Origin of the sequence: Qipengyuania flava, from assembly GCF_019448255.1 — a bacterium.
Classification (GTDB): Bacteria; Pseudomonadota; Alphaproteobacteria; order Sphingomonadales; family Sphingomonadaceae; genus Qipengyuania; species Qipengyuania flava_A.
Genome location: NZ_CP080410.1, coordinates 853,281 through 876,396 on the forward strand (window position 1 = coordinate 853,281; position 23,116 = coordinate 876,396).

The 23,116-nt window shown below is 65.4% G+C and carries 21 protein-coding genes and 1 tRNA gene; 11 read left to right on the forward strand and 11 right to left on the reverse strand.

Going from position 1 to position 23,116, the window contains the following annotated elements; all coding sequences use genetic code 11:
- The first annotated feature begins 54 nt into the window (after nucleotides 1-54).
- A complete protein-coding gene (locus KUV82_RS04165) occupies nucleotides 55-1,080 on the forward strand; it encodes an aspartate carbamoyltransferase catalytic subunit (RefSeq protein WP_219955635.1) in 1,026 nt (341 codons plus the stop codon).
- Nucleotides 1,077-2,306, forward strand: a complete 1,230-nt coding sequence (locus KUV82_RS04170) for a dihydroorotase (RefSeq protein WP_219955636.1) — start codon at nucleotides 1,077-1,079, stop codon at nucleotides 2,304-2,306. Before KUV82_RS04165 ends, KUV82_RS04170 begins: the two co-directional genes overlap by 4 nt.
- A 75-nt stretch (nucleotides 2,307-2,381) precedes the next feature.
- On the opposite strand, the gene KUV82_RS04175 is transcribed toward KUV82_RS04170, so the two are convergent.
- From KUV82_RS04175 to KUV82_RS04185, 3 genes are read right to left on the reverse strand one after another with little or no spacing between them, the layout of a single operon-like run.
- Nucleotides 2,382-3,719 carry an SPOR domain-containing protein gene (locus KUV82_RS04175; protein WP_219955637.1) on the reverse strand — a complete coding sequence of 446 codons (1,338 nt, stop codon included), beginning with the start codon at nucleotides 3,717-3,719 and terminating at the stop codon, nucleotides 2,382-2,384.
- A 36-nt stretch (nucleotides 3,720-3,755) separates the two neighbouring features.
- Entirely contained in the window at nucleotides 3,756-4,286 is a 531-nt protein-coding gene (locus KUV82_RS04180; RefSeq protein WP_219955638.1) for a hypothetical protein, read from the reverse strand.
- A 24-nt stretch (nucleotides 4,287-4,310) separates the two neighbouring features.
- Nucleotides 4,311-5,027, reverse strand: a complete 717-nt coding sequence (locus KUV82_RS04185; protein ID WP_219955639.1) for a ParA family protein — start codon at nucleotides 5,025-5,027, stop codon at nucleotides 4,311-4,313.
- A gap of 289 nt (nucleotides 5,028-5,316) precedes the next feature.
- Here KUV82_RS04185 and KUV82_RS04190 point away from each other — a divergent pair, with 289 nt between their 5' ends.
- The 4 genes from KUV82_RS04190 to bfr all read left to right on the forward strand — a co-directional run bounded on the left by KUV82_RS04190 (nucleotide 5,317) and on the right by bfr (nucleotide 8,595).
- Nucleotides 5,317-6,375, forward strand: a complete 1,059-nt coding sequence (locus tag KUV82_RS04190) for an SPOR domain-containing protein (protein ID WP_219955640.1) — start codon at nucleotides 5,317-5,319, stop codon at nucleotides 6,373-6,375.
- Between the two features lie 59 nt (nucleotides 6,376-6,434).
- Nucleotides 6,435-7,712 carry a DUF418 domain-containing protein gene (locus tag KUV82_RS04195; RefSeq protein WP_258319842.1) on the forward strand — a complete coding sequence of 426 codons (1,278 nt, stop codon included), beginning with the start codon at nucleotides 6,435-6,437 and terminating at the stop codon, nucleotides 7,710-7,712.
- A gap of 77 nt (nucleotides 7,713-7,789) precedes the next feature.
- Entirely contained in the window at nucleotides 7,790-7,978 is a 189-nt protein-coding gene (locus KUV82_RS04200; RefSeq protein ID WP_219955641.1) for a (2Fe-2S)-binding protein, read from the forward strand.
- A gap of 125 nt (nucleotides 7,979-8,103) precedes the next feature.
- Complete coding sequence (bfr, locus tag KUV82_RS04205) at nucleotides 8,104-8,595, forward strand: bacterioferritin (RefSeq protein ID WP_219955642.1); 492 nt, start codon at nucleotides 8,104-8,106, stop codon at nucleotides 8,593-8,595.
- A 1-nt stretch (nucleotide 8,596) separates the two neighbouring features.
- Here the strand turns inward: bfr and KUV82_RS04210 are convergent, their stop codons facing one another.
- From KUV82_RS04210 to der, 3 genes are read right to left on the reverse strand one after another with little or no spacing between them, the layout of a single operon-like run.
- Entirely contained in the window at nucleotides 8,597-10,381 is a 1,785-nt protein-coding gene (locus KUV82_RS04210; RefSeq protein ID WP_219955643.1) for a hypothetical protein, read from the reverse strand.
- Nucleotides 10,382-10,440: 59 nt separating this feature from the next.
- Nucleotides 10,441-10,935, reverse strand: coding sequence for a DUF2721 domain-containing protein (locus tag KUV82_RS04215; protein WP_219955644.1), 495 nt, complete (start codon nucleotides 10,933-10,935; stop codon nucleotides 10,441-10,443).
- A gap of 6 nt (nucleotides 10,936-10,941) precedes the next feature.
- On the reverse strand, nucleotides 10,942-12,342 hold the full coding sequence (gene der / locus KUV82_RS04220; RefSeq protein WP_219955645.1) for a ribosome biogenesis GTPase Der: 1,401 nt from the start codon (nucleotides 12,340-12,342) through the stop codon (nucleotides 10,942-10,944).
- A 122-nt stretch (nucleotides 12,343-12,464) separates the two neighbouring features.
- Here der and KUV82_RS04225 point away from each other — a divergent pair, with 122 nt between their 5' ends.
- Nucleotides 12,465-13,049 (forward strand): CHAP domain-containing protein, encoded by a 585-nt coding sequence (locus tag KUV82_RS04225; RefSeq protein ID WP_219955646.1) that lies wholly within the window; start codon nucleotides 12,465-12,467, stop codon nucleotides 13,047-13,049.
- Nucleotides 13,050-13,052: 3 nt separating this feature from the next.
- On the opposite strand, the gene KUV82_RS04230 is transcribed toward KUV82_RS04225, so the two are convergent.
- Nucleotides 13,053-13,334: a DUF3297 family protein gene (locus tag KUV82_RS04230; RefSeq protein ID WP_219955647.1), complete on the reverse strand. Its 282-nt coding sequence runs from the start codon at nucleotides 13,332-13,334 to the stop codon at nucleotides 13,053-13,055.
- Nucleotides 13,335-13,371: 37 nt separating this feature from the next.
- Complete coding sequence (locus KUV82_RS04235) at nucleotides 13,372-13,545, reverse strand: hypothetical protein (protein ID WP_219955648.1); 174 nt, start codon at nucleotides 13,543-13,545, stop codon at nucleotides 13,372-13,374.
- A gap of 159 nt (nucleotides 13,546-13,704) precedes the next feature.
- On the opposite strand from KUV82_RS04235, the gene KUV82_RS04240 reads away from it, so the two are divergent.
- Nucleotides 13,705-13,789: transfer RNA gene (locus tag KUV82_RS04240), tRNA-Leu, on the forward strand.
- Nucleotides 13,790-13,852: 63 nt separating this feature from the next.
- The gene (gene tig, locus KUV82_RS04245; protein WP_219955649.1) at nucleotides 13,853-15,421 is read left to right on the forward strand and encodes a trigger factor; all 1,569 of its coding nucleotides are present in this window, start codon (nucleotides 13,853-13,855) and stop codon (nucleotides 15,419-15,421) included.
- Between the two features lie 78 nt (nucleotides 15,422-15,499).
- Here the strand turns inward: tig and KUV82_RS04250 are convergent, their stop codons facing one another.
- On the reverse strand, nucleotides 15,500-16,867 hold the full coding sequence (locus KUV82_RS04250; protein WP_258319843.1) for a cation:proton antiporter: 1,368 nt from the start codon (nucleotides 16,865-16,867) through the stop codon (nucleotides 15,500-15,502).
- Nucleotides 16,868-16,921: 54 nt separating this feature from the next.
- A complete protein-coding gene (locus KUV82_RS04255; RefSeq protein ID WP_219955650.1) occupies nucleotides 16,922-19,021 on the reverse strand; it encodes a TonB-dependent receptor plug domain-containing protein in 2,100 nt (699 codons plus the stop codon).
- Nucleotides 19,022-19,285: 264 nt separating this feature from the next.
- Here KUV82_RS04255 and KUV82_RS04260 point away from each other — a divergent pair, with 264 nt between their 5' ends.
- A complete protein-coding gene (locus KUV82_RS04260) occupies nucleotides 19,286-19,981 on the forward strand; it encodes an ATP-dependent Clp protease proteolytic subunit (RefSeq protein WP_219955651.1) in 696 nt (231 codons plus the stop codon).
- Nucleotides 19,982-20,170: 189 nt separating this feature from the next.
- Complete coding sequence (gene clpX, locus KUV82_RS04265; RefSeq protein ID WP_219955652.1) at nucleotides 20,171-21,436, forward strand: ATP-dependent Clp protease ATP-binding subunit ClpX; 1,266 nt, start codon at nucleotides 20,171-20,173, stop codon at nucleotides 21,434-21,436.
- A gap of 58 nt (nucleotides 21,437-21,494) precedes the next feature.
- On the opposite strand, the gene KUV82_RS04270 is transcribed toward clpX, so the two are convergent.
- The gene (locus tag KUV82_RS04270; protein WP_219955653.1) at nucleotides 21,495-23,093 is read right to left on the reverse strand and encodes a tetratricopeptide repeat-containing sulfotransferase family protein; all 1,599 of its coding nucleotides are present in this window, start codon (nucleotides 23,091-23,093) and stop codon (nucleotides 21,495-21,497) included.
- Nucleotides 23,094-23,116 lie beyond the last annotated feature (23 nt).

A 23,116-nucleotide genomic window follows, 5' to 3' on the forward strand; every position in this document is an offset into this window, starting at 1 on the left:
GCCACTGGAAAGCGCTTGAGCGTAGGATACCACTCCACTAAGGGCATGGCTTCAATGACATCGACGCCTTCCTCGCCGCACGCGGCCCGCTATCCTGCGGGCGGCCTCGCTTTCCCGCACCGGGACCTCATCGGTATCGGCCAGCTCGAACGCCACGAGATCCTGTTCCTGCTCGACGAGGCGGAACAATGGGTGGCTCTCAACCGCCAGGCGACCAAGCACGAGAACCTGCTGTCGGGCCTCACCGTCATCAACGCCTTCTTCGAAAACTCCACTCGCACGCTGCTGAGCTTCGAGATTGCGGGCAAGCGGCTGGGGGCGGACGTGGTCAACATGCACGCCGCGCAGTCGAGCGTGAAGAAGGGCGAGACGCTGATCGATACCGCGATCACGCTGAACGCCATGCGCGCCGACGCCATCGTCATCCGCCACGGATCGAGCGGGGCGACTCAGCTTATCGCGGACAAGGTCGATTGCCCGGTTCTGAACGCAGGCGATGGGCAGCACGAACATCCCACCCAGGCGCTGCTCGACGCGCTGGCGCTGCGCCATGCCCTGCGCGACCGGGGCGAAGCAGCGGACGATTTCACCGGCCTCACCATCGTGATCTGCGGCGATATCCTACACAGCCGCGTCGCGCGCTCCAACCTGCTCTGCCTGCAGGCGCTTGGCGCAACCGTCCGCCTCTGCGCGCCCCCGGCGCTGATGCCGACCGGGATCGAGGCCATGGGCGCCGAGGTGTTCCACGATTTCGATGCCGCGCTCGAGGGGGCGGATGTCGCCATGATGCTGCGCTTGCAGACCGAAAGGATGAGCGGGCAGTTCATTCCCTCGGCGCGCGAGTACCATCACCTTTATGGCCTCACGAAAGCCCGGCTGGCCAAGGCAGCCGAGGGCGCGCTGGTCATGCACCCGGGGCCGATGAACCGCGGGGTCGAGATCGACAGCGAGGTGGCCGACATGATCGATCGCTCGATTATCACCCGACAGGTCGAGATGGGCGTAGCGATCCGCATGGCGGCGCTCGACGTGCTCACCCGCCGCGCCCGCGGGGTCGAAGGATGGGGAGACGCAGCATGAAGCAGCAACGCCCCCTGACGATCACCGGCGGCCGCCTGCTTGGGCCCGATGGCCTTGCCGAAGGTGCGATCCGCCTTGCCGACGGCCTGATCGATGCGATCGGCGGCGCGCCGCAGGACGGAGACGACACGCTTGATGCGAAGGGGCTGATCGTTGCGCCCGGGCTCGTGGACCTGGGTGTCTTCGCTATCGACAAGCCTGCGTTCCACTTCGGCGGGATCACCCGCGCCGCGCTGATGCCTGACCAGTCGCCCGCCTTGGACCTGCCGAGCCGGGTTTCCTACATTGCCAAGAGCGGCAAACCTGATTTCTGGGTCCACCCGCTGGCCGCCGCAACGCGCGGGCTGGAAGGTAAGGAAATCGCCGAGCTTGCCCTCATGCGCGAAGCCGGGGCGCGGGGCGTTGCCACCGGCCGCCGCTGGATTTCCGATTCCGGTGCCATGCTGCGCCTGCTGAAATACGCAGCGATGCTCGACATGGTCGTGATTGCCCATGCCGAGGACGCCGCGCTGGTCGGCGAGGCTGTCGCTACTGCAGGCGAGATCGCCACGCGGCGCGGCTTGCCGAGCGCTCCGGCCGAAGCCGAGACGATCGCACTGGCGCGCGACATCGCGCTTGCCGAAATGGCCGGTGCGCACATTCATTTCCGCCAGGTGACCACGCGGGCAGGGCTCGAAACCGTGCGCCGCGCGAAGGAGCGGGGCGCCAGGGTTACCTGCGGCGTGACGCCGGCACACTTCATGCTGTCGGATCTTGCGACGGTCGACTTCCGAACCTTCGCCCGCCTGTCCCCGCCGCTGCGCAGCGAGGATGACCGGCAGGCCGTGCGCGAGGCTTTGGCCGACGGCACGATCGATGTTGTCGCAAGCGGTCACGATCCGCGCGGTCCGGAAGACAAGCGCTTGCCGTTCTCCGACGCAGAGCCGGGCATGGCCGGGGCCGAAACGCTGCTTGCGATGACCCTTTCGCTGGTGCGCGACGGGGTTGTCTCCATGGAGCGCGCCTTCGAGCTGGTGGCTACGGCCCCTGCGCGCATCCTCGGTGTCGAAGCGGGCGCACTGCGCGAAGGTTATGAGGCGGACATTGCCCTTGTCGATCCCGAACGCCCGTGGATCATACAGAGCGCCAAAATGGCCGCGACCGCCGGTAACACGCCTTTCGATGGCCAGCCTACGCAGGGCCGCGTGACCGCGCTCTACAAGGGCGGCGTGACGATCGACCTCTAAGCGAAAAAAGACCCCGCCCGGATCGCTCCGGACGGGGTCACTCGATGGTTTGTGAAGTGCGCTTTGTGTTGTGTCTTATCGCGCAGCAACCCGTACTTCGCTCGAGACCACGTCGATCGCGCCCGGCAGCGGACGGCTCGATGCGTAGGCGATGCAGCCTCCGCCCTTGCCCTTGACCGTGCGGCACATCGACTGCGCCGAAGCCTTGGCAAAGCCGGCGGCGGCAACGCGGTAATAGATCTTGCCGTTCACGCGCGCCTTGGTGATCACGCGCTCGGCATCGCCAAGCTCGGGATAGCGGCGCTGGAACTGCTTCCAGGCTTCGTTGGCGTCCGACATCGAGAAGTAGGAGCCAAGCTGGACGTTGTATTCGCCGCCGCGAGCAAGCGTTGCGGGCGCTGCAGCGCCGGCGACACGCGGGGCGACCGGACGGCGGGCCGAAACCGGCGTGTCCTGGACGACTTCCTTCGAAACGAAGCGGATGCCGCCGACATTGGGCGCAACCGGGCCATCGGCGAGCGCGGCGTCGCCGGCATCGGCAAACACCGGTGCATCGGCAGGCGGCGCGGTGTCTACCGGCGGCAGTTCTTCGGCAAAGGCGAAATCGCTCTTCGGCGCGTCGGCGACCGGAGCGAGCTCAACAGGCGCTTCGACCTCCTGCGAGGCGAGCATGTCGACGCTCGGGTGGTTCGACAGGGCCAGCATCTGCGGCTGACCCGGGTCGACCTGCGGCTGGACGCCAAGCAGGCCGGCCACGCGGGCGGTGAAGGCTTCGGGGCGCACGACGGCGGCCCATTCGGCCATCCGGTTGCCCACTTCGCCAGCCGGCACATCTTCAGCAGCCATGACGCGCGCGGCGCGCCAGTTGCCCTGCATCGCGTAGCTGTAGGCGAGGTTCTGGCGAACCTTCGGCGTGTTCTGACCCGAACGCAGCGCGTTGCTCAGCACGTGGACGCCCTGGTCGGGGCGGCCGGCGAGTGCAATAGCAAGGCCGTAATCGGCCGGATCGAGAGCGGCTTCGAAACGCTCGAGCGTAGCCAGCGCACCGACCTGGTTGCCGGTAGCGATCTGTGCGAGCGCGAAGCTGATGATCGTGCGCGGGGCGGTGTCACCCAGCTCGACTGCCTCGGCAAAGGTGGTGGCGGCCGATGCGAAGCGGCCTTCTTCGAGATAGGCGTTGCCCAGCAGAGTGCGAGTGTAAGCGTCGCGCGGTGCGGCCAGCACGGCGGCTTCGGCATGCTGCACGGCCTTGCCGGCCTTGCCCTTTACCAGCGCCTTTTCGGCGTGTTCGGCCGAATAGGCGTGGGACGGGGCTACCTTGCCCGTGCACGCGGTGAGTGCTGTGGTCGCCAGCGCCGTGGTGACGGCGAGCTGGACGAACCGCTTGTTCCTGGCTTTCGTCTCGGTGCTCATTATTACCCCCTTGAAGGCGATCCCACGTCGTTAGAGTTACTTGTCGCCGTGCTGCACTTGGGCAGCCAGGCTTGCGATTTCCGGCATGTCGGCGAGCAACGCGTCTAGCGCGTCGGTCACCAGTTGCTGAGCACTGCGGCCGCGTACGGTGCAGGCGAGGCGCAGCATCAGATGGCGTTCCTGGTCGAGGCGCAGCGTGAAGGCGGCGCGCTTGCCCTGGGCAGCGGCCGACTTGCGGACGACCGGCTTGGCCTTGGGCTGAGCCGGCTTGTCGAGCTGGGCCTGGATCTTGTCGAGCGAGGCGCGCACCTGGTTGGGAGCGCCGCTCTCGTTGGCTGCCTTGGGCGCTTCGGGCTGCGGCGAAAGTGCCACCACCGTCTTGCCTTCGGGGCCTCCTGCGGGCTGTTCGTCGCCCATGTCGTTCCAGCCCAGGTCTTCCAGGTTGGCGGCGGCTTCCTTGCCGTCGACCGGTCCCGGGATACCCGACTGCGGGCGCATGGCAGGCTTTGCGCCGCCCTTGCGTGCCAGCAGGGTGGAGGAAAGAGAGGCGAAATTGGCGTCAGACATCCGGCAGTCTCCGCCCTAGCGTTCTTACTGTGCCACGCGGCGGCCAAAGCCACCGGCGGGACGATGAGCACCGGGAACCGCGCTCTGCGTGTTCGGTGCGGCGAAGACCGTGCGGCGGAAGTTCTTTTCCAGACGGTCGGCGATGTACTTCCACAGCGCGGTGACCTCGGCAGCCGAGCGGCTTTCGGGGTCCACTTCCATGACCGTGCGGCCGTCGATCATCGAGGCGGCGAAGTCGGTGCGGTGGTGGAGAGTGATCGGAGCGACGGTGCCGTGCTGCGAGAGCGCGACGGCGGCTTCCGAGGTGATCTTGGCCTTGGGCGTTGCTGCGTTGACCACGAAGACCAGCGGCTTGCCGGCGCGTTCGCACAGGTCGACCGTGGCGCCGACAGCGCGCAGGTCGTGCGGGCTCGGACGGGTCGGGACCACAATCAGCTCGGCAACCGAGATGACCGACTGGATCGCCATGGTAATGGCCGGCGGCGTGTCGAGCACGGCCAGCTTGAAGCCCTGCTGGCGCAGGATGGCGAGGTCGTTTGCAAGGCGAGCAACAGTGGTCTGGGCGAAGGCGGGATATTCATCCTCGCGTTCGTTCCACCAGTCTGCGAGCGAACCCTGCGGGTCGATGTCGATCAGGACGACGGGACCGGCGCCTGCGCGCTGGGCCTGAACGGCCAGATGTCCCGAAAGCGTGGTCTTACCCGATCCACCCTTCTGCGATGCCAATGCCAGTACACGCAAGGTTTGGTCCCCCTGGTTTGCGCTCGTGTCCAATTCAATCGTGCTGCAGCTGTTTGCAGCGGTCTTGGCATGGCAATCGCAGACCAGCCCTAATTTTAGGTTAACCGGATGGGAGATAGGTGGCGGAGGAGACGGAAATCCGCAGGGCAACACTTTGCTAACGCGCGATTTACTATAGGATGACCTCAAACCGGCGCATCTACCGGCGCCGCGGCAAGGGAAGGGCTAGGCAATGCGACGAGTGGCCAGATCAGCGTTCATGGCGGGAGTTTTGGTGGCCGGGGGCCTCATGACGTCGCCTGCACTTGCCGATGTGAAGGCCGGGGTCGACGCCTGGACCGCGGGCGATTTCGCGACCGCCGTGCGCGAATGGGCGGGGCCCGCCGCGCAAGGCGATCCCGATGCCCAGTTCAACATGGCGCAGGCCTACCGGCTGGGCCGGGGCGTCGAAACCAATCTCGACCAGGCCGAGGCGCTCTACGCGCGCGCGGCTGATCAGGGGCATGTGAAGGCCGCCGACAATTTCGGCTTGCTGCTGTTCCAGCGCGGCGCGCGCGAACAGGCCATGCCCTATGTCGAAGCGGCCGCAATGCGCGGCGATCCGCGCGCGCAATACGTGCTCGGCATCGCGCATTTCAACGGCGACCTCGTCGCCAAGGACTGGCGCCGCGCCTATGCCCTGCTGACGCTCGCCAATTCGGCGGGCCTGCCGCAGGCGCGCGGCGCGCTGGCGCAGATGGACGATTACATCCCGCTCGCTGATCGCGAAGCGGCCCAGCCGCTTGCCGCATCGCTCAAGGCCGAGGCCGAGGCAGCGCGCGCGCGCCAGCTTGCCGCGGTCGACCTTGCCACCGGCGGCACCGATGCGCCCAGCGTGCCTGCTACCGTCCGCGCGCCCGCCCCACGGCCATCGGGAACTCCGCGTGTCGCGGGAAGCGCGCCGCGCACCACTACCGCACCCGGGGCCGACTATACACTGCCGGCCGCCCAGCCGACCGTTGTCGCCCGGCGCGAGGAAACACTAAGCCGCGAAGCCGTGGCCGCCGCAACTCGCCCGGCTGCGCCCGTGGCAGCCGCCCCGGCGTCTGCGCCCGCCGCGGCAACCCGCACCGCGCCGTCGAGTGGGCCGTGGAAAGTCCAGCTGGGCGCCTTCGGCGTTGCCGGCAATGCGGAGCGGCTTTGGAACAGCCTGTCGGGGCGCAGCGAGATCGCCGGCCGCCAGCGCCTTCTGGTGAAGTCCGGCAATCTGACCAAGCTGCTGGCCGGAGGCTACGCCAGCCGGGACCAGGCTGCCGCTGCCTGCGCCTCGCTGAAGCGCAGCGGGCAAGGATGCCTCGTCACCCGCTGAGTGACCCGCCCGCGCCTTTCGGGTTGACCGTGTTATCGACCTGATACACACGGTCTGGCATGGACACATCCGAAACGAGCACGCCCGATAGCCCCGCACAGCCGATCGCGGCTGGCACCGGCACGCGGATCGGCAGCCTCGACTTCATTCGCGGGATAGCCGTCATGGGTATCCTGGCCGCCAATATCGTGGCCTTCGGGCAGCCGATGACGGCCTATATGTACCCCGATGCCTTCACCGTGCCCCACAGCGCTGCGGAAGACTGGATGTGGGTCGGCCAGTTCGTCCTGATCGACAGCAAGATGCGCGGGCTGTTCTCGCTCCTGTTCGGGGCCGGCATGTATCTCTTCCTCGAGAAAGCCTGGGCGCGGGGGCAGGGCAGCTGGCTGCAAGCGCAGCGGCTCTTGTGGCTCGGCCTGTTCGGCCTGCTGCACTATTTCTTCATCTGGCGCGGCGACATCCTCTTCCTCTACGCCTGTGCCGGGCTCGCCGGATTGCTCTTCGTGGGTCTTTCGCGCCGCAATCAGCTGGTGCTCGGTGTCCTTGGCTATATCGGCGGCGTGCTGCTTTACGCCGGCTTTGTAGGACTGCTGCCGATGGTCGCCGATGGCGAGATGGGCGAGCGCGCCGCGTTTGCGGAGATGGCCGAGGAGCTGGAAGCCTCCAAGCAGGAAGACCTTGCCGACGGACGTCTGGAGACCGAGCTCATTTCGAACGGCGATTATGCAGGCTGGGTTGCACATAACATCGAGGTGCATGCGCAGGAACTGCCGTTCTACCTCTTCATGTTCTGGTTCGAGACGTTGCCGCTGATGCTGATCGGCATGGCCGCCTATCGCTACGGCCTGTTCGATGGAGGGCTGGACCCGGGACGCCAGCGCGCGTGGGGCTGGGGCCTGGTCCTTGTCGGCACGGCGTTGACAATCCCTGTTGCGCTGTGGGCCAAGGATGGCGGGCTCACCTATTACGGCACGCTCGCGGCGATGGTTGGCTTCTCGATGCTGCCGCGCGGACTGGTGATCCTCGGCCTTGCTGCGCTGCTGGCGCTGTGGGGCATGCGCGCGAGCGGCTGGCTGGCGGAACGGGTTTCGGCTGCCGGGCGGGCGGCCTTCACCAACTACCTCGGCACATCGGTGCTGATGCTGTTCGTGTTCCACGGCTGGGCAGGCGGCCTGTTCGGCGAGCTGGGCCGGAGCGAGCTTTACCTTGTGGCGATCGCCGCCTGGGCGCTGATGCTGCTGTGGTCGAAACCATGGCTCCAGCGGTACCGATTCGGCCCACTCGAATGGCTGTGGCGCTGCCTGACCTACCGCAGGCTGTTCCCGCTCAAACGGTAAATCGCGCCTCCGGCACTTGCTATTGAGAACGAGTCGCACTAAATCTGCTCTTGCGAATCAATCGCAGGAGTTCGGAAGTGTACGTCTGTATCTGCAACGCCATCAGGGAAAGCGAACTGCGCCGCGCCGCGCGTCACGTGTCCGGCGATGCGGAAGCGTGCTACGCTGCGATGGGCAAGCCGGCGTGCTGCGGCACCTGCCTCGAAGAGGCCGACGGCATCCTGCAGGAGGAACGCGAGCTGGGATACGTGCCCGCCGCTGCCTGATTTTTCGCTAACGCAAATCGCTCGCAACTGACGGATTTCCGCCGTTTTTTCGCATTTCCGCTCTTGCCAAGCGCGCGCTTGCGCGCCCATATCCGCAGCCGGTTCCAAGCAAAGGAGAACGGGCCGTGAAGGGTGATCCGAAAGTCATCGAGTTCCTCAACAAGGCGCTCACCAACGAGCTGACGGCGATCAACCAGTACTGGCTCCACTACCGTGTGCTGGCCGACTGGGGCGTGACCAAGCTCGCTGAGTACGAGCGGCACGAATCGATCGACGAGATGAAGCACGCCGACATCCTGGCCGAGCGCATCCTGTTCCTGAACGGCCTTCCCAACTTCCAGGCAATCCACAAGCTGAAGGTCGGCGAGACGGTCGAGGAAATTCTCAAGGCCGACCTCGCGGTCGAATACGAAGCCATCCCGCTGCTGCGCGACGCCATCGAATATTGCGAAAGCGTGCGCGACTACACCACGCGCGAGATCTTCGAACGCATCCTCGAAAGCGAGGAAGAGCACGTCGACTTCCTCGAAACCCAGTTCGACATGATCGAGCGTATGGGGCTGGAAAACTACGTCCAGCTCAACAGCAAGCCCGCGGGCGAAGGCGAAGAGGGCTAGCCTACAGGCGGGTCATTCGCAGCCACGTCGCATCGCCTTGCCAGACCTCGTCGAGCTTGGCTTTCGCGGCTGTGGCTTCGAGCCGCCGTCCCGCTTTCGCTTCGGACTTTGACAGACCGTAGAGCGCCCAGCCGTTGTTGGGTGCCTGGAACAGCGCCTTGCGGAAAGCGGCGCTCGCCTGGTCGTGGCGCCCCATCGCGTAAAGCGCGGCGCCGCGCGACTGCGCCACCGGATAATACCAATAGGGCGGCTCGTTGTAGCGGATCGTAGCCTCGATCGCCTCGGCCGCCTCGAAGGCCCTGACCGCCGCCGCGGGGTCGCCATTGGCCAGCGCAAAACGGCCATGCGCAACATGGGCCGCCAGTTTGGCGAGATCGGGAGCCGGGAAGCCCTGTTCGCTCATGGCGGCCAAATCGTCCGACACGGCTGCGGCTTCGAGTGCGGCGACTTCCCGCTCGAAGGCCGCCTCGTCACCCTGCAGCGAATAGGCGACCGAACGCGCGTAGCGGCGCATTGTCTCGACATAGGCGAGGTCGGTCGGCTCCGCCGTGAGCGCGAGGATCGCTTCGGGCGATCCATACTGCGCCAGCGCAAAGGCGGGGGCCGCGTGGATTGCCTGCACCCAGGGCATCTGCCGCGCGATGTCCTCGTTGAGGATCGACTTCAGCCGCTCGGTCTCGCCAGCAACCGCGTTGAGATTGCCGATCATCTGGGCCGAGGTCAGCAGGAAGTGCACATTGTGCGGATAATAGCCGTAGCGGTAGAGCCCGTCGTCGCCCGCAATGGCGAGATACTCTTCATCCGCGCGGGCAGCTTCGATGTTGGCTTCCATCGAATCCGCGTAGCGACCGATGCGGTAGTAGATATGCGCGGGCATGTGGACGAGGTGGCCTAATGATCCCGGGCCGCTGCGCGCCAGCTCGTCGGCTGCCGCCTCTGCCCGCTTGGGTTCGGGGCCGTTCTCCATCAGGTGGATGTAGAGGTGGGAGGCCTGCGGGTGCTGCGGGTTGCGCGCGATCACCGTCTCGATCAGCGCGACCGCCTCGCCAATGCGGGGCTGGGCTTGCTTGTCGTCAGTCCAGTAATCCCACGGCCGTGTGTTCATCGCCGATTCCGCTGCAAGGATCAGCAAATCATCATTCGCCGGATTGGCCTTGGCCAGCGCCATCATCGCGTCGGCGTACTGCGCGTCGAGCGCCGCCCTGTCGGCATCGCCCGAAGCCGAGTAGCGCATCTTCTGCGCCGCAATCAGTTCGCGCTCGAGCGGTGACAGCGCACTGCCTTGCGCCTCGGCCTGCTCCAGCGCCTCGAGCGCGGCCTGGTTGGCCTTGTCGTCCATTCCGGCGTTGATGTTCGGCCCATTGGCCAGCGCGATGCCCCACCAGCACATGGCGCAGCCCGGATCGATCCGCGCGGCCTGCGCAAAGCTGCGGATCGCCGCCTTGTGATTGAAGCCGTAGACGAGCGCCACGCCCTGGTCGAAATAGCGCCGCGCTTCCGGGGAAAGCCCGGTGGCCGGGATCTGGTTGGGACCGATCTGGTCGAACAGCTTGATCGGTCCGCCCGTCGCGCCGAGCCGGGTGGCGTAATCCTGGGCGAGCGCGAGGCGCCGGTCGAGCGCTGCGGCGGATGTGAACTGGCCCCTGCACGCGAGGCGCCCCGGCCGGGTCGGATCGAGCGCGTCGAGCGTCGCCTGCGAAATGCCGGCTTCCGCCGTGGCCGTCATCGGGCCGACAAACGCGGTGCTTCCCGCCACCAGCGCGGCGTAGATCAGAGTCTTGTGCATGTTCCATCTCCCCAGCCGGGGAGGGTATCATGGGGCCGTGAGTCGCCGCAAAGGCCTGGCTAGTCGCTTGCGCCGCGCCGCTCGCGCATGCGCTCGCGATTGCGGTGGGCGGCGGTGCGGGTTTCCATCAGGAACGAGCCGAGGCCGGCTACCAGCAGCCCCATGCAAATGACCCAGGTCGCCGCGACCAGTGTGCCCAGCGGGGTGCGGACGAAGGCGCTCACGAAGAGGAGCACGATCACCACGCTGATGGCGAGCGCCGATGCGGTGCTGAACATGACCGCGCGCTGGGCGTAGATGCGGCGCAGTTCGAGTGCCGGCAGCTCCGCCCGCATGGCAGCGACATCGCCCTCATCGCCTGCATCGAGGATGCGTTCGATCTTGTTGGCCACCCAGATCAACCGGTTGGTCATGACATTCATGACCGCGCCGATCCCGGCGAGCAGGAAGGCCGGGGCAAGGCTGAGCTGGACGACCTGCTGCACGCGCAGGGTCGAGCTCGTGCGCTCGAGGATTTCGATACCGGGCAGGGCGCTGAGGATATCGAGCACCATCGCCGCCTAGTCTTTCTGGTAAGGGTTCTTCGGGCTCTTCAGCACCACGCGCACGGGCACAGCGTCGAAGCCCAGCTTGTCGCGAATGCCGTTTACCAGATAGCGCTCGTAGCTCTTGGGCAGCATTTCGAGCCGCGTCCCGAAGACCACGAAACGGGGCGGGCGGATGCTCGCCTGCGTGATGTAGCGCAGCTTGATCCGCTTGCCCTTGGGCGCGGGCGGAGGGTTGGCTTCCAGCGCATCGTCGAACCAGCGGTTGAGCGCGGCGGTCGGGACGCGGCGGCTCCACGCCTCGCGCAGCTGGTAGGCACCGCCCAGCATCTGGTCGAGGCCCTTGCCGGTCTTGGCGCTGACCGCGAACAGCGGCACGCCGCGCACCTGTGCCAGGCCTTCGTTCAGCGCTTCGCGAATACCGTTGAACAGCGAGCTGGCGTCTTCGGCCACGTCCCACTTGTTGATCGCAATCATCAGAGCGCGGCCTTCTTCGAGCACCATGTTGGCGATCTTGAGGTCCTGCGCTTCTAGGCCGCGGGTCGCATCAAGGAGCAGCACGACCACTTCGGCAAAGTCCACCGCGCGGCGCGCATCGGCGACCGAGAGTTTCTCCAGCTTGTCGACCACCTGCGCCTTCTTGCGCATGCCGGCGGTGTCGATCAGGCGGATCTCGCGCGCTTCGCCGCTCTTGGGGTCGGTCCACTCCCAGTCGATTGCAATCGAATCGCGGGTGATGCCGGCTTCGGGGCCGGTCAGCAGGCGGTCTTCGCCGAGCAGGCGATTGATGAGCGTGGACTTGCCCGCATTCGGGCGTCCGACGATCGCCAGCTTCATCGGGCCGGCGAGGAGGGCCTCTTCGTCTTCCTCGTCGATCTGGGCTTCGATCTCGGCGGCTTCGGCCTTGGCGCCGATGATCGGCCACAGGTGACCGAACAGGTCGGCAATGCCTTCACCATGTTCGGCGCTGATCGCCGCCGGTTCGCCGAAGCCCAGCGAGAAACTTTCGTAAATGCCCGCATCGCCCTGGCTGCCTTCGGCCTTGTTGGCGACGAGCACGACAGGCACTTCCTGACCGCGCAGCCAGCGCGCGATTTCCTCGTCCAGCGGCGTGAGGCCGAGGCGCGAATCGAAAACGAACAGCGCCGCGTCCGCCCCTTCGAGGCTGACTTCGGTCTGCTTGCGCATCCGGCCCGGCAGGCTTTCCGGATCGTCGTCTTCCCAGCCGGCGGTGTCGACTACCTGGAATTCGAGCCCCGCGATCTCGGCATCGCCGAAACGGCGATCGCGCGTCACGCCCGGCTGGTCGTCGACCAGCGCGAGACGTTTGCCGACAAGCCGGTTGAACAGCGTCGACTTGCCGACATTGGGCCGGCCGATGATGATCACCGTGGGTTTGGAGGAGGAGGGCACCATGATGGCGCGGCAAGTGGCGCTTTACGCCGCGCTTTGCAAGCCGAAGCGCGGTTCATGGTGAATTCGCGTTAACCCTAAACCGAAGGGTGGCGACAAGGTTAACGGGTCTATCCGCCCTTTTCATGAAGGGACCACTAGCAGCTCTCACCCTCCTCGCCTGCGCCACCCCGGCGCTGGCCGAAGACTATGCAGGCTATCCGCAGCCCAGCGCCGAACTCGACGCCTACCTGCAATGCGTGCCCTACGCGCGCCAGGTTTCAGGGATAGAGATCTATGGCGATGCCCACACCTGGTGGGGCCAGGCGCAGGGCCGCTACGCGACCGGCAACGAGCCGCGCGTGGGCGCGGTCATGGCCTTTCGCCCGCATCGCAGCATGACCCGCGGCCATGTCGCCGCGGTCAGCCGCGTGCTCGATTCGCGCCGCGTGCTGCTCGACCATGCGAACTGGTCGCCGATCAACGGGCGCCGGGGGCAGATCGAGAAGGATGTGCTGGCCGTGGACGTCTCGCCCGCAAACGACTGGAGCGAGGTCCGCGTCTGGTACGCGCCGCTCGGCGATGTCGGGCGCACCGCGTGGCCGGTTTCCGGATTTATCTATGGCGAGGGCCGCGCGGCCCCGCAGCCGCGCGTGCAGATCGCACAGGCGCCGGCGCGCAAGGAAACCTCGCGCCGCTTCCTCAGCGCCTTTGCCGATTTCGCCGACTGATAGCTACGCCTTGGCGACCGGCGGGTTGTCGCCGAGGTCTTCGTACCACGCCTCAACCGGACCGGTAAGCTTGAGCGTCAGGGGGTTGCCCTTGCGATCGACGGTCTTGCCGGCCTGAACGCGCACCCAGCCTTCGGAAATGCAATATTCCTCGATGTCGGTGCGCTGCTTGCCCTTGAAGCGGATGCCGACGCCGCGCTTGAGCACTTCGACGTCGAAATGCTCGCTCTTCGGATTGACCGAGAGGTGGTCGGGCGGGGTCTGGCTTGTGGTTTCTTCGCTCATGGCGCGCCGATAATGCGGCTCGGACCAGCGGGCAAGGTCAATCGGGCGGCGGCGGCGTTTCCAGCGGATGCTGGCCGGGATCGTCGGTGTCGGGCGAAGGCGGCTCGAAGCCGGGCGGTTCCTCCATCGGAGCTTCGTTTGGAGGGGCTGCCGGAGGTATTTCCTGCGGTGCACCTGGCTCCACGGTATCGGGGTCTGGCTGGCCGTTCATGCTCATCCTCCTCGGAGCTGTTGCACCACTTCAAACGGTCCAGCGTGGCCGGTCGTTCCATCCATCCTCGCCGCGCTTGCGCTAAGCGCCGCTCTCTACTAGAGGCACGCGCCTACACGTGAAGGGCCTTGCGCCTTTCGCGCAGCTTCGTTCGGGTTAGCGGGCGTGGCGGAACTGGTAGACGCGCTGGTTTTAGGTACCAGTATCGAAAGATGTGGGGGTTCGAGTCCCTTCGCCCGCACCAGTGCCGCCGCTGCAAGCAATCCCACCGCACATATCGCTTTTGGAAAGTCACGAGTTTCAACCCATGCAGATCAAAGAGACCGCCAACGAAGGCCTCAAGCGCGCCTACACCGTCACCATCACGGCTGCGGAAATCGAAGAGCGCGTTACCGGCGAAGTGAAGAAGATCGCTCCGCAGGTGAAAATGCCGGGCTTCCGCCCCGGCAAGGTTCCGGCCAACCTCGTGCGCAAGATGCATGGCGAACAGCTGCACGGCCAGACGGTCAACGACATGATCCGCGAATCGGTCGACCAGGTGATGACTGAAAACAAGCTGCGTCCGGCGATGCAGCCGAAGGTCGAGCTCGCTGAAGGCTACGAAGAAGGCAAGGACGCCGAACTGACCGTCGACGTCGAAGTGCTTCCCGAAATCGAAGCGCCCGACACCGATGGCCTCACGCTCGAGCGCCTGACCGTTCCGGTCACCGACGAGCAGGTCGACGAAGCGGTCGAGCGCATCGCGTCGAACAACAAGGCCTACAAGGATGCTGCCAAGACCAAGAAGGCGGGCGACGGCGACCAGCTGATCATCGACTTCGTCGGCAGCATCGACGGTGTCGAATTCGAAGGCGGCAAGGCCGAGAACACCCCGCTCGTCATCGGCTCGGGCCAGTTCATCCCCGGCTTCGAAGAGCAGCTCACCGGCGTGAAGACCGGCGACAAGAAGACCATCACCGTGACCTTCCCCGAGGACTATCCGGCGGAAAACCTCAAGGGCAAGGACGCGCAGTTCGACATCACCGTCCAGCAGGTGAAGGTCCCGACCGACACCAAGATCGACGACGAATTCGCCAAGAACCTCGGCCTCGAAAACCTCGACAAGCTGAAGGAACTGCTGCGCGGCCAGCTCGAGCAGGAAACTGCCGGCCTCACCCGCACGCAGATGAAGCGCCAGCTGCTCGACGCGCTGGCTGCTGGCCACGACTTCGCCGTGCCGCAGGGCATGGTCGACGCCGAGTTCGAACAGATCTGGGCCCAGCTCCAGCAGGAAGCCGCGCAGTCGGACGACGCCGAAGCCATGCTCAAGGAAATGGAAGACGAGAAGGACGATTACCGCTCGATCGCCGAGCGTCGCGTCCGCCTTGGCCTGCTGCTGTCGGAAATCGGCCAGAAGAACGGCGTCGAAGTCAACGCCAACGAAATGAACATGCTCATCCAGCAGGCTGCCCAGCAGTACCGCGCGGAAGATCGTGAGCGTTTCGTCCAGTACGTCCAGCAGGACCCGATGGCTGCCGCTCAGCTGCGCGCGCCGCTGTACGAAGACAAGGTCGTCGACTTCCTCTTCGACAAGGCCGAGATCACCGACCGCGAAGTGACGCGCGAGGAACTCGAAGCTGCGATCGAAGCGGAAGAGACCACCGAAGAGAAGCCGAAGAAGAAGGCTCCGGCCAAGAAGAAGGCCCCGGCAAAGAAGGCCGCTTCGAAGAAGGCCGACGACAAGCCGGCTGCGAAGAAGGCTCCGGCCAAGAAGCCCGCCGCCAAGAAGGCCCCGGCCAAGAAGGCTGCCGACGACAAGGCACCCGCCAAGAAGCCGGCTGCCAAGAAGCCTGCGGCGAAGAAGGCTCCGGCCAAGAAGGCCGCTGCCAAGAAGTAAGCCTCGCTTACCGGCAACGCACAAGGGGGCGGCGGACTTCGGTTCGCCGCCCCTTTGCGTATAGGGCTGCGGCCCTCGCTAGCCGGGTTTGGTCGGCTCTTCGATCTCGATATCGGTGCCGCCAGGCGACAGCGAGGCCATGCTGGTATCCTGGCCGGTGTGGACATGCGCTCGCCGGTTCTCGACGTGGCGGATGAAGGGGCCGGAAACGATACCGTGCACCACGATCGAAAGCAGGATCGTGAAACTCACGGTCGCCCACAGCAATTCGATCTGGTCGAAATCGGCGCTGTTCTGGCCATAGGCCAGGTAATAGATCGAGCCCATCCCGCGCACGCCCAGGAATGCCACGGCCAGCTTGCCGATCATCGGCAGGTCGCAATTGAGCTCGGCCAGCAGGCCGGAGAGCGGGCGGATCAGGAACACGAGCGCGATGCCCACGAGCGCCGCCGGCCAGGTCAGCGCGCCCAGCACGCCGCTTGCCAGCATCGCCCCGAACCCGAAGAGCACTGCGACCAGCACGATCTGTTCGATCTGGTCGATGAAGTGGTGGCTGATCTTGTGATAGCGGCTGCGGTTCTCCTGCTGGCGCGCGGTCACGGCGCCGACGAAGACGGCAAGGAAACCGTAGCCCTCGACGATCTCGGCAAGTCCATAGGCCAGCAGCAGCGTGCCGAGCACGATCAGGCCTTCGCTGGTTGAATAGACAGGGCGGCCTGACGTTTCGCTATCCTCGTCGATGTCCTCCATCGGCGCATCGGCTTCGCGCTCGAACACGTACCAGGCGCCCACCCGGCCGACGAACCAGCCAACGACGCAGCCCGCCGCGATCCGCCAGACGAGGTCGAAGGCCGCCCATTCGAGCGTCCAGTCGCCCAGCGCGGTCATGCCCACTGCGGCAATGGCGAGGTAGGTGAAGGGGAAGGCAAGGCCATCGTTTAGGCCGGCTTCGACGGTCAGGCTGAAACGCACATCGTGGCGTTCGTCCTCACCGGGCGGACCCACCTGCACGCTGCGCGCAAGCACCGGATCGGTGGGGGCTAGCGCAGCGCCGAGCAGCATGGCGCTTGCCGGGGCGAGGCCCAGCGCCCACCAGCCGAGCAGGGCCACGGCGGCGATGGTGAGCGGCATGGCAATCACCAGCAGGGGCCAGATCTGGCCCCAGTTCTTCCAGCTCACCGGACGGTCGATCGCAATCCCCGCCGCCATCAGCGAGGCGATGACGATGAACTCGGTGATGTATTCGAGCGTCAGGGCGTCGAAGCCATCGGTGGTCGGGTTGATGCTGGGAAGGCCCAGGGGCAGCGACCACAGTGCGTAGCCGACGGCGACGTAGAGGATGGGCAGCGACAGCCAGACCTTCGCCAGCCAGCGTTCGAGCGTCACGGCGAGGGTCAGCCCCGCGCCGAACACGATGAACATCACAATGCGTGGATCGAGTTCCAAATCCTGCCCCCTTTGCGCATCCAACGCGCGTGGGGCCCGCTTGGGTCCTGCGCGTTAGAAGTCGCCGCTGACGGTCAGGCGGAAAATCGGGCCGATGCGGCGATTCCGGTCCTCGTTGAACAGCACCGCGCCATTGGGGCGGGGTCCGTCGAAGACCGTGCGCTGCCAGCGGTTGCGGGCGCCCAGCAGGTTCATCGCGCGCGCCCTCACGGTCAGGCCGAAGACGTCCTTGTGCTCGATGAAGAGCATGCCCCACAGCGGTCCTTCCCAGTCACGGCCTGCTTCGAAGCGGCGCGAATAGGGCGCGTTGTCGAAGTGGCTGAGGTTTGCGCCCCAGGCCCAGTCGGTCGAGGGAATGTCGTGCCGGAAGTCGATCTCGAACATCCCTTCCTGGTCGTAGGAGAAGGGACGGGTCTCGCCGGTGAAGGGATCGGTCACGTTCATCCAGCGCTTGACCGCTTCGATGTCGAGCCGCGCGCCCTTGAATCCGATCGGGTCGAGATTGATGGTGGCGTTCGCCTGCAGGTGCAGCCGGTCCGCATCGCCGATATTGCCGCGCGCCTCGCCGCCATTGGCAAGCGGGAACCAGTCGATGAAATCCTCGAACCAGGCCTGGCGGGCCTGGAGCTGGATCGAACCCCATTCGCCAAGCGTCTTGTTCGCCTCGATCTCCACGTTCCAGCTCTGGTAGGGCACCAGCTCGTTGTTGCCGCCGTTGCTGTTGTCGTTGTTGAGGTTCACGCTGGCGAGGAAATCGCCGAAGGACAGCTGGCTTACGCGGCGCGCGACCGTGACCGAGATGTCGAAATCGTCGGCCGGCTTCCAGGTGGCAGCGAACGAGCCCTTGGGGCGCTTGAAACTGCGCGAATTCGCGGCCGATCCGGTCTGCTCGATCTTTGAAAATTCCATCGCGCCGATGAGCTGGACCGAGAAGGTGTCGGAAAGCTCGCGCGAGATGCTGAGGCTGCCTTCATAGCGGTCTTCGGTCACGCCGCCGATGCCGGCGGGGAAGGGGATCTGGTCGAACTCTCCGGCGCTGTTCAGCACGAACAGGCTGGAGACGCGGTCCAGGCGGTTGAACGCGGCCTCGCCCGAGAGCTGCCAGTCGGCGTTGAGCATCCCCCAGCCGTATTCGAAGCGACCGATCCGTTCGCCCGCCTCGTTGACCTGTGCAAAGCGCGAGCCCCTGCTGGCGCTGCCGTCGGAAAAGCTGTCGACGACGGTGGAAACGAAATTGTCGCGCTCGAAACGTTCGAGACCGATCAGCTTCAGCTTGCCGGGGCCGAGCGGGAATTCGATGTCGGCGCCGATCTCGTATTCGGGGCCGTCTTCCTCGATGTAGAAATCGCGGGTGCGGACGGGACCGTTGACCGGCGTGCCGATCTCCGGTTCGCTACGCTTGAAGTAATCCTCGCGGTAGCTGAGGTTGAGGTTGGCCACCACGCCGCCGCCGAAATCATAGCCGAAGATGGTTGCGAGCTTGGGGTTGTCGAACTTGCCCGACAGCTTGGTGTACTGCTCCTCGATCAGAGCGCCCGTGCCGTCCGTGATGATGGTCGGACCGTCGGCGCCGAAGCGGTTGTTGTCGTTCGAAATCGAGATTGTGTAGTCGAGCGCGCCGCTGCTGCCGGTGATCGAGGCCTCGCCCCCGAAGAGTTGCGCTTCGGTGTTGTGTGCGCGGAAGCCGGTCTCCCAGCGGAACTGGCCGGAGGTCTCGCTGCGGGTGTAGACGACGTTGGCGACCTGGCCGGTGAGGCCTGGCACGTTGGTGGAGTTGCCGTCGAGGATCTCGATGCGGATGACATCGCTCGCGGGGATCCGGCGAAGCTGGTCGCGCAGGCTGTCGGACTTGCTCGAGAAACGCTCGCCGTTGACGATGACGTTTTGGTTGGCCTGGCCGAGGCCGCGCTGGCCTTGGTCGTTGCCGCCGCTAATGGTGAAGCCGGGGATGCGGCTGACCATGTCGAGCGCGTTGCGCGGGGCGAACTGGGCGAAATAGGCCGGCTCGAAGACCTGCGCGCCATCGGAAGGCGGCGGTGCCAGGACGGCGTTGGCCTCGCTATCGCCGGCCTCGTCCTGGGCGTGGGCAGGAGCCGCGAAAGAAGCGGCCAGGGCGAGGGTGGATACGGCGAGGGGGGCAAAGCGTAAGGTCATGGAATTGCAGTCTTCCGTTGTTTTCTTGCGCTTCGTCTACGCTTGTAGGCAGTAATCCCAATCCCGCTTCGACCGATGCCATTCGAAGCCCGACAAACGGATTCGTCCCTTCGACCGACGACATGTGTGGTCCATTAGTCCCGCAAGGCTGCCCCGATATTGGTCATCTCCGACATATCCGGTGCATTGCTTGGTAAAGCCCCTTGAACATCGCGGGGGCCATGGCGACATAGGCGGCCAAACGATCCGGCAAGAGGAATATTCATGATCAACCTGTTCGGCAGCGATGCACACGGCACCCAGGGCCAGTTCACCACCGACCCCGTTACCGGCGCGCTCGTGCCCGTGGTTGTGGAGCAGACCAGCCGCGGCGAACGCAGCTTCGACATCTTCAGCCGCCTGCTGCGCGAACGAATCGTGTTCGTGACCGGCCAGGTGGAAGACGGCATGGCTTCGCTCATCACCGCCCAGCTGCTGTTCCTGGAAAGCGAAAACCCCTCCAAGCCGATCAGCATGTACATCAACTCGCCCGGCGGCGTGGTGACGGCCGGCATGGCGATCCATGACACCATGCAGTACATCAAGCCGCGCGTTTCGACCGTGTGCATGGGCCAGGCGGCCTCGATGGGCAGCTTCCTGCTCGCCGCCGGTGAGCCGGGCATGCGCATTGCGCTGCCGAACGCGCGCATCATGGTCCACCAGCCTTCGGGCGGCGCGCGCGGCATGGCCTCGGACATCGAAATCCAGGCGCGCGAAATCCTGCGCATCAAGAAGCGCATGAACGACCTTTATGTGAAATACACCGGCCAGAGCCTCGAAGAGATCGAAAAGGCGATGGACCGCGACACCTTCCTCGAAGCCGAGGAAGCGATGAAGTTCGGCCTCGTCGACAAGGTCTTCGAGACCCGCCCCGAAAGTGAAGGCGGCGATGCCGAAGGATCGGGCGGCGCGCCCGAGTGATCCAGCAGTTTACCCCGCGCACGGAACCTGTTCCTGCGCGGGACTGTTGCAAGAATGTCGTAGGAATTGGGCAACCTTGCCGCTTCAGCTTGTGGCAAGGGGTGCGCGATACCTAGGATATTGACCCATGTCCCATGCGCCCTACAGTCGGGAATCTTCCGACGGGAGCGCGGGGAAGACGTTTAGGATATGACCAAGTTGAGCGGTACCGACAGCAAATCGACCCTTTATTGCAGCTTCTGCGGCAAGTCGCAGCACGAGGTGAGGAAACTCATCGCGGGCCCGACCGTGTTCATCTGCGACGAATGCGTCGAGCTGTGCAACGACATCATCCGTGAAGAGACCAAGGCGGGACTGACCGGCAAGAAGGAAGGCGATGTTCCCACGCCCGCCGAAATCTGCGCCACGCTTGCCGACTACGTCATCGGGCAGGACCGTGCAAAGCGCGTCCTCTCGGTCGCGGTGCACAACCATTACAAGCGCCTGAAGCACGGCGCGAAGGCCGGCGATGTCGAGCTGGCGAAGTCGAACATCCTGCTCGTCGGCCCGACCGGTTCGGGCAAGACGCTGCTCGCCCAGACGCTTGCGCGCACCTTCGACGTGCCCTTCACCATGGCCGACGCCACCACGCTGACCGAAGCCGGTTACGTGGGCGAGGACGTGGAAAACATCATCCTCAAGCTGCTCCAGGCCTCCGACTACAATGTCGAGAAGGCCCAGCACGGCATCGTCTACATCGACGAAATCGACAAGATCACCCGCAAGGCGGAAAACCCCTCCATCACGCGCGACGTCTCGGGCGAGGGCGTGCAGCAGGCGCTGCTCAAGCTGATGGAAGGCACTACCGCTTCGGTCCCGCCGCAGGGCGGCCGCAAGCACCCGCAGCAGGAATTCCTGCAGGTCGACACCACGAACATCCTGTTCATCTGTGGCGGCGCCTTTGCCGGTCTCGACAAGATCATCGCCGACCGCCTGCAGAAGCGTTCGATCGGCTTCGGCGCGCATGTCGCCGATCCGGACAAGCGCCGCATCGGTGAGCTGCTGGAGAAGAGCGAGCCTGAGGATCTCCTCAAGTTCGGTCTGATCCCTGAATTCGTCGGCCGCCTGCCGGTCATCGCCACGCTGCACGACCTCGATGTCGATGCGCTGGTCACGATCCTTCAGGAACCGAAGAACGCCATTGCCAAGCAGTATCACAAGCTCTTCGAGCTCGAGGACGTGGAGCTGACCTTCACCGACGAAGCCCTGGTCGCGATTGCCGAGAGGGCGATCAAACGCAAGACCGGCGCGCGCGGCCTGCGTTCGATCGTCGAAGCGATCCTGCTCGACACGATGTTCGACCTGCCCGACATGGACGGCGTGACCGAGATCGTGATCGACAAGGACGTGGTCGAGGGCAAGAAGGAACCGATCCAGGTCCACGGCGGCAAGAAGGACGAGGAAGAGGCCGCTTAGGGCGAGCCCTCCCAGCCTTCCGAAATGGAAATCTGCTGAGGCCCTGACCGAACCCCGGTCAGGGCCTCAGTCCGTATTGGCCTAGCTCGGCTATGGCCCGCTTTGCGCCGTCCGAATAGCGCCGCCATTTCTCGACTGAGCTTGCGTAAATGGGCGAGCGCACCTGCACGGCGCTGGCCGTGGCCACGGGCTGGGCGTTGCGGTGGAATTCCATGCAGGCATCGTCCCATTCAAGCCCGCAGAACTCGAGCAGCCGTTCTGTCTGGCCGCGCTGGTCGGCGACCACATCCTCGTAGCGGACGGGCAGGAAGCGTTCGGGCGGCAAGCTCGCTTCGAGAGCGTCTGCCATACGCTCGAAACAGGCGACGAAATGCGCGGTGTCGCCGAAGTCGTAGGCGTAGCTGTAATAGCTGAAGCCGGTGGCGAAGAGCTGGCGGTAGTTTGCGAACAGCACGTCGAAGGGCGAACGGCGCAGGCAAATCACCCGCGCGCCCGGCAGCGCGCGCAGAATGGCGGGCGTGAAGAAGGCGTTGAAGGGCATCTTGTCGATGAAATGCGGTGTCTCGCCTGCCAGCTGGCCGACCCGGTCGAGATAGGCGGCTCCTACCTTGGAGAGGTCTTCCGCCGACTCGGCCGCTTCGAGGAGCGCGGGTTCCAGCACAAGCTGTCCCGGCGTCTTGAGGGCCTGCTTCAGGAGGATCGCAAAGTCGGACAGCTCGCCCACCGAGCGCACACGCGGGTGGGAGGACAGGATGCGTTCGACCAAAGTAGTCCCGCTGCGCGGCATGCCGACGATGAAGATAGGGCGCTCGTCGCCCTCGGGTCTCGGCGCAAAGTTTCCGGCTTTCCTGGCGGCGGTTGCTGCATCGGCCAGGGCGTCGGCGAAGCTGCGCGCATAGGCGACTTCCTGCGCCTTGGCGGCCTTGGCGCGGTCCAGCCATTCAAGCGAGCTGTCCCACTCCTCGCGGCCTTCGGCAAGGCGGGCGAGGGCATGGCCCAGCGTCAGGCGCGCCTCGACCTCTGTCGTTTCCTCGAACAGGCGCGCAAGGCGTTCGTCCCATTCGGGGGCCGGCGTGTCCGCCAGCTGGACAAGCGCGCCCCATCCTTTTGCATGGTCGGGGGCGAGGGCGACAAGCGCGTGAAATTCGGCTTCGGCGGCCTCAAGCTCGCCCGCAAACTGCAGAGCCACCGCGAGGTTGTAGCGGTAGTCCGCATGGTCAGGCACGCCGTCCACTGCCTGGCGGAAGGGGGCAACAGCCTCGGCGTGGCGGCCCGTGCGCGACAAGGCGACGCCCAGCTGATTGGCGATATGCGGGTCGTCCGTGCCCAGCGTGCTCGCCGCCAGCGCCCGTTCGCGCGCGCGTTCCTGGTCCTGCTTGAGCAACGCCACGCGCGCCTCGAGAACCGCCAGCCAGCAACTGGTATGACCGGTGCGCGCGGCGATGGCGCAGAGCCGCTCCGCGCCCGGGCCATTGCCGTGTTCCACGGCGATTGCAACCATGATCAGCACGGCCTCCACCGCCGAAGGATCGGCTTTCAGCGCCTGCTGCGCTGCAGCATGGGCTGCCTGGAAATTCCCGGCGAATAGTTGCTTTCGTGCACTTAGAAGATCGAAAATATCAGTTCGTCCCGTCGCGGCGTTGACAAATTTCGCCAACCTTGTCTCAAATCTGAAGCATG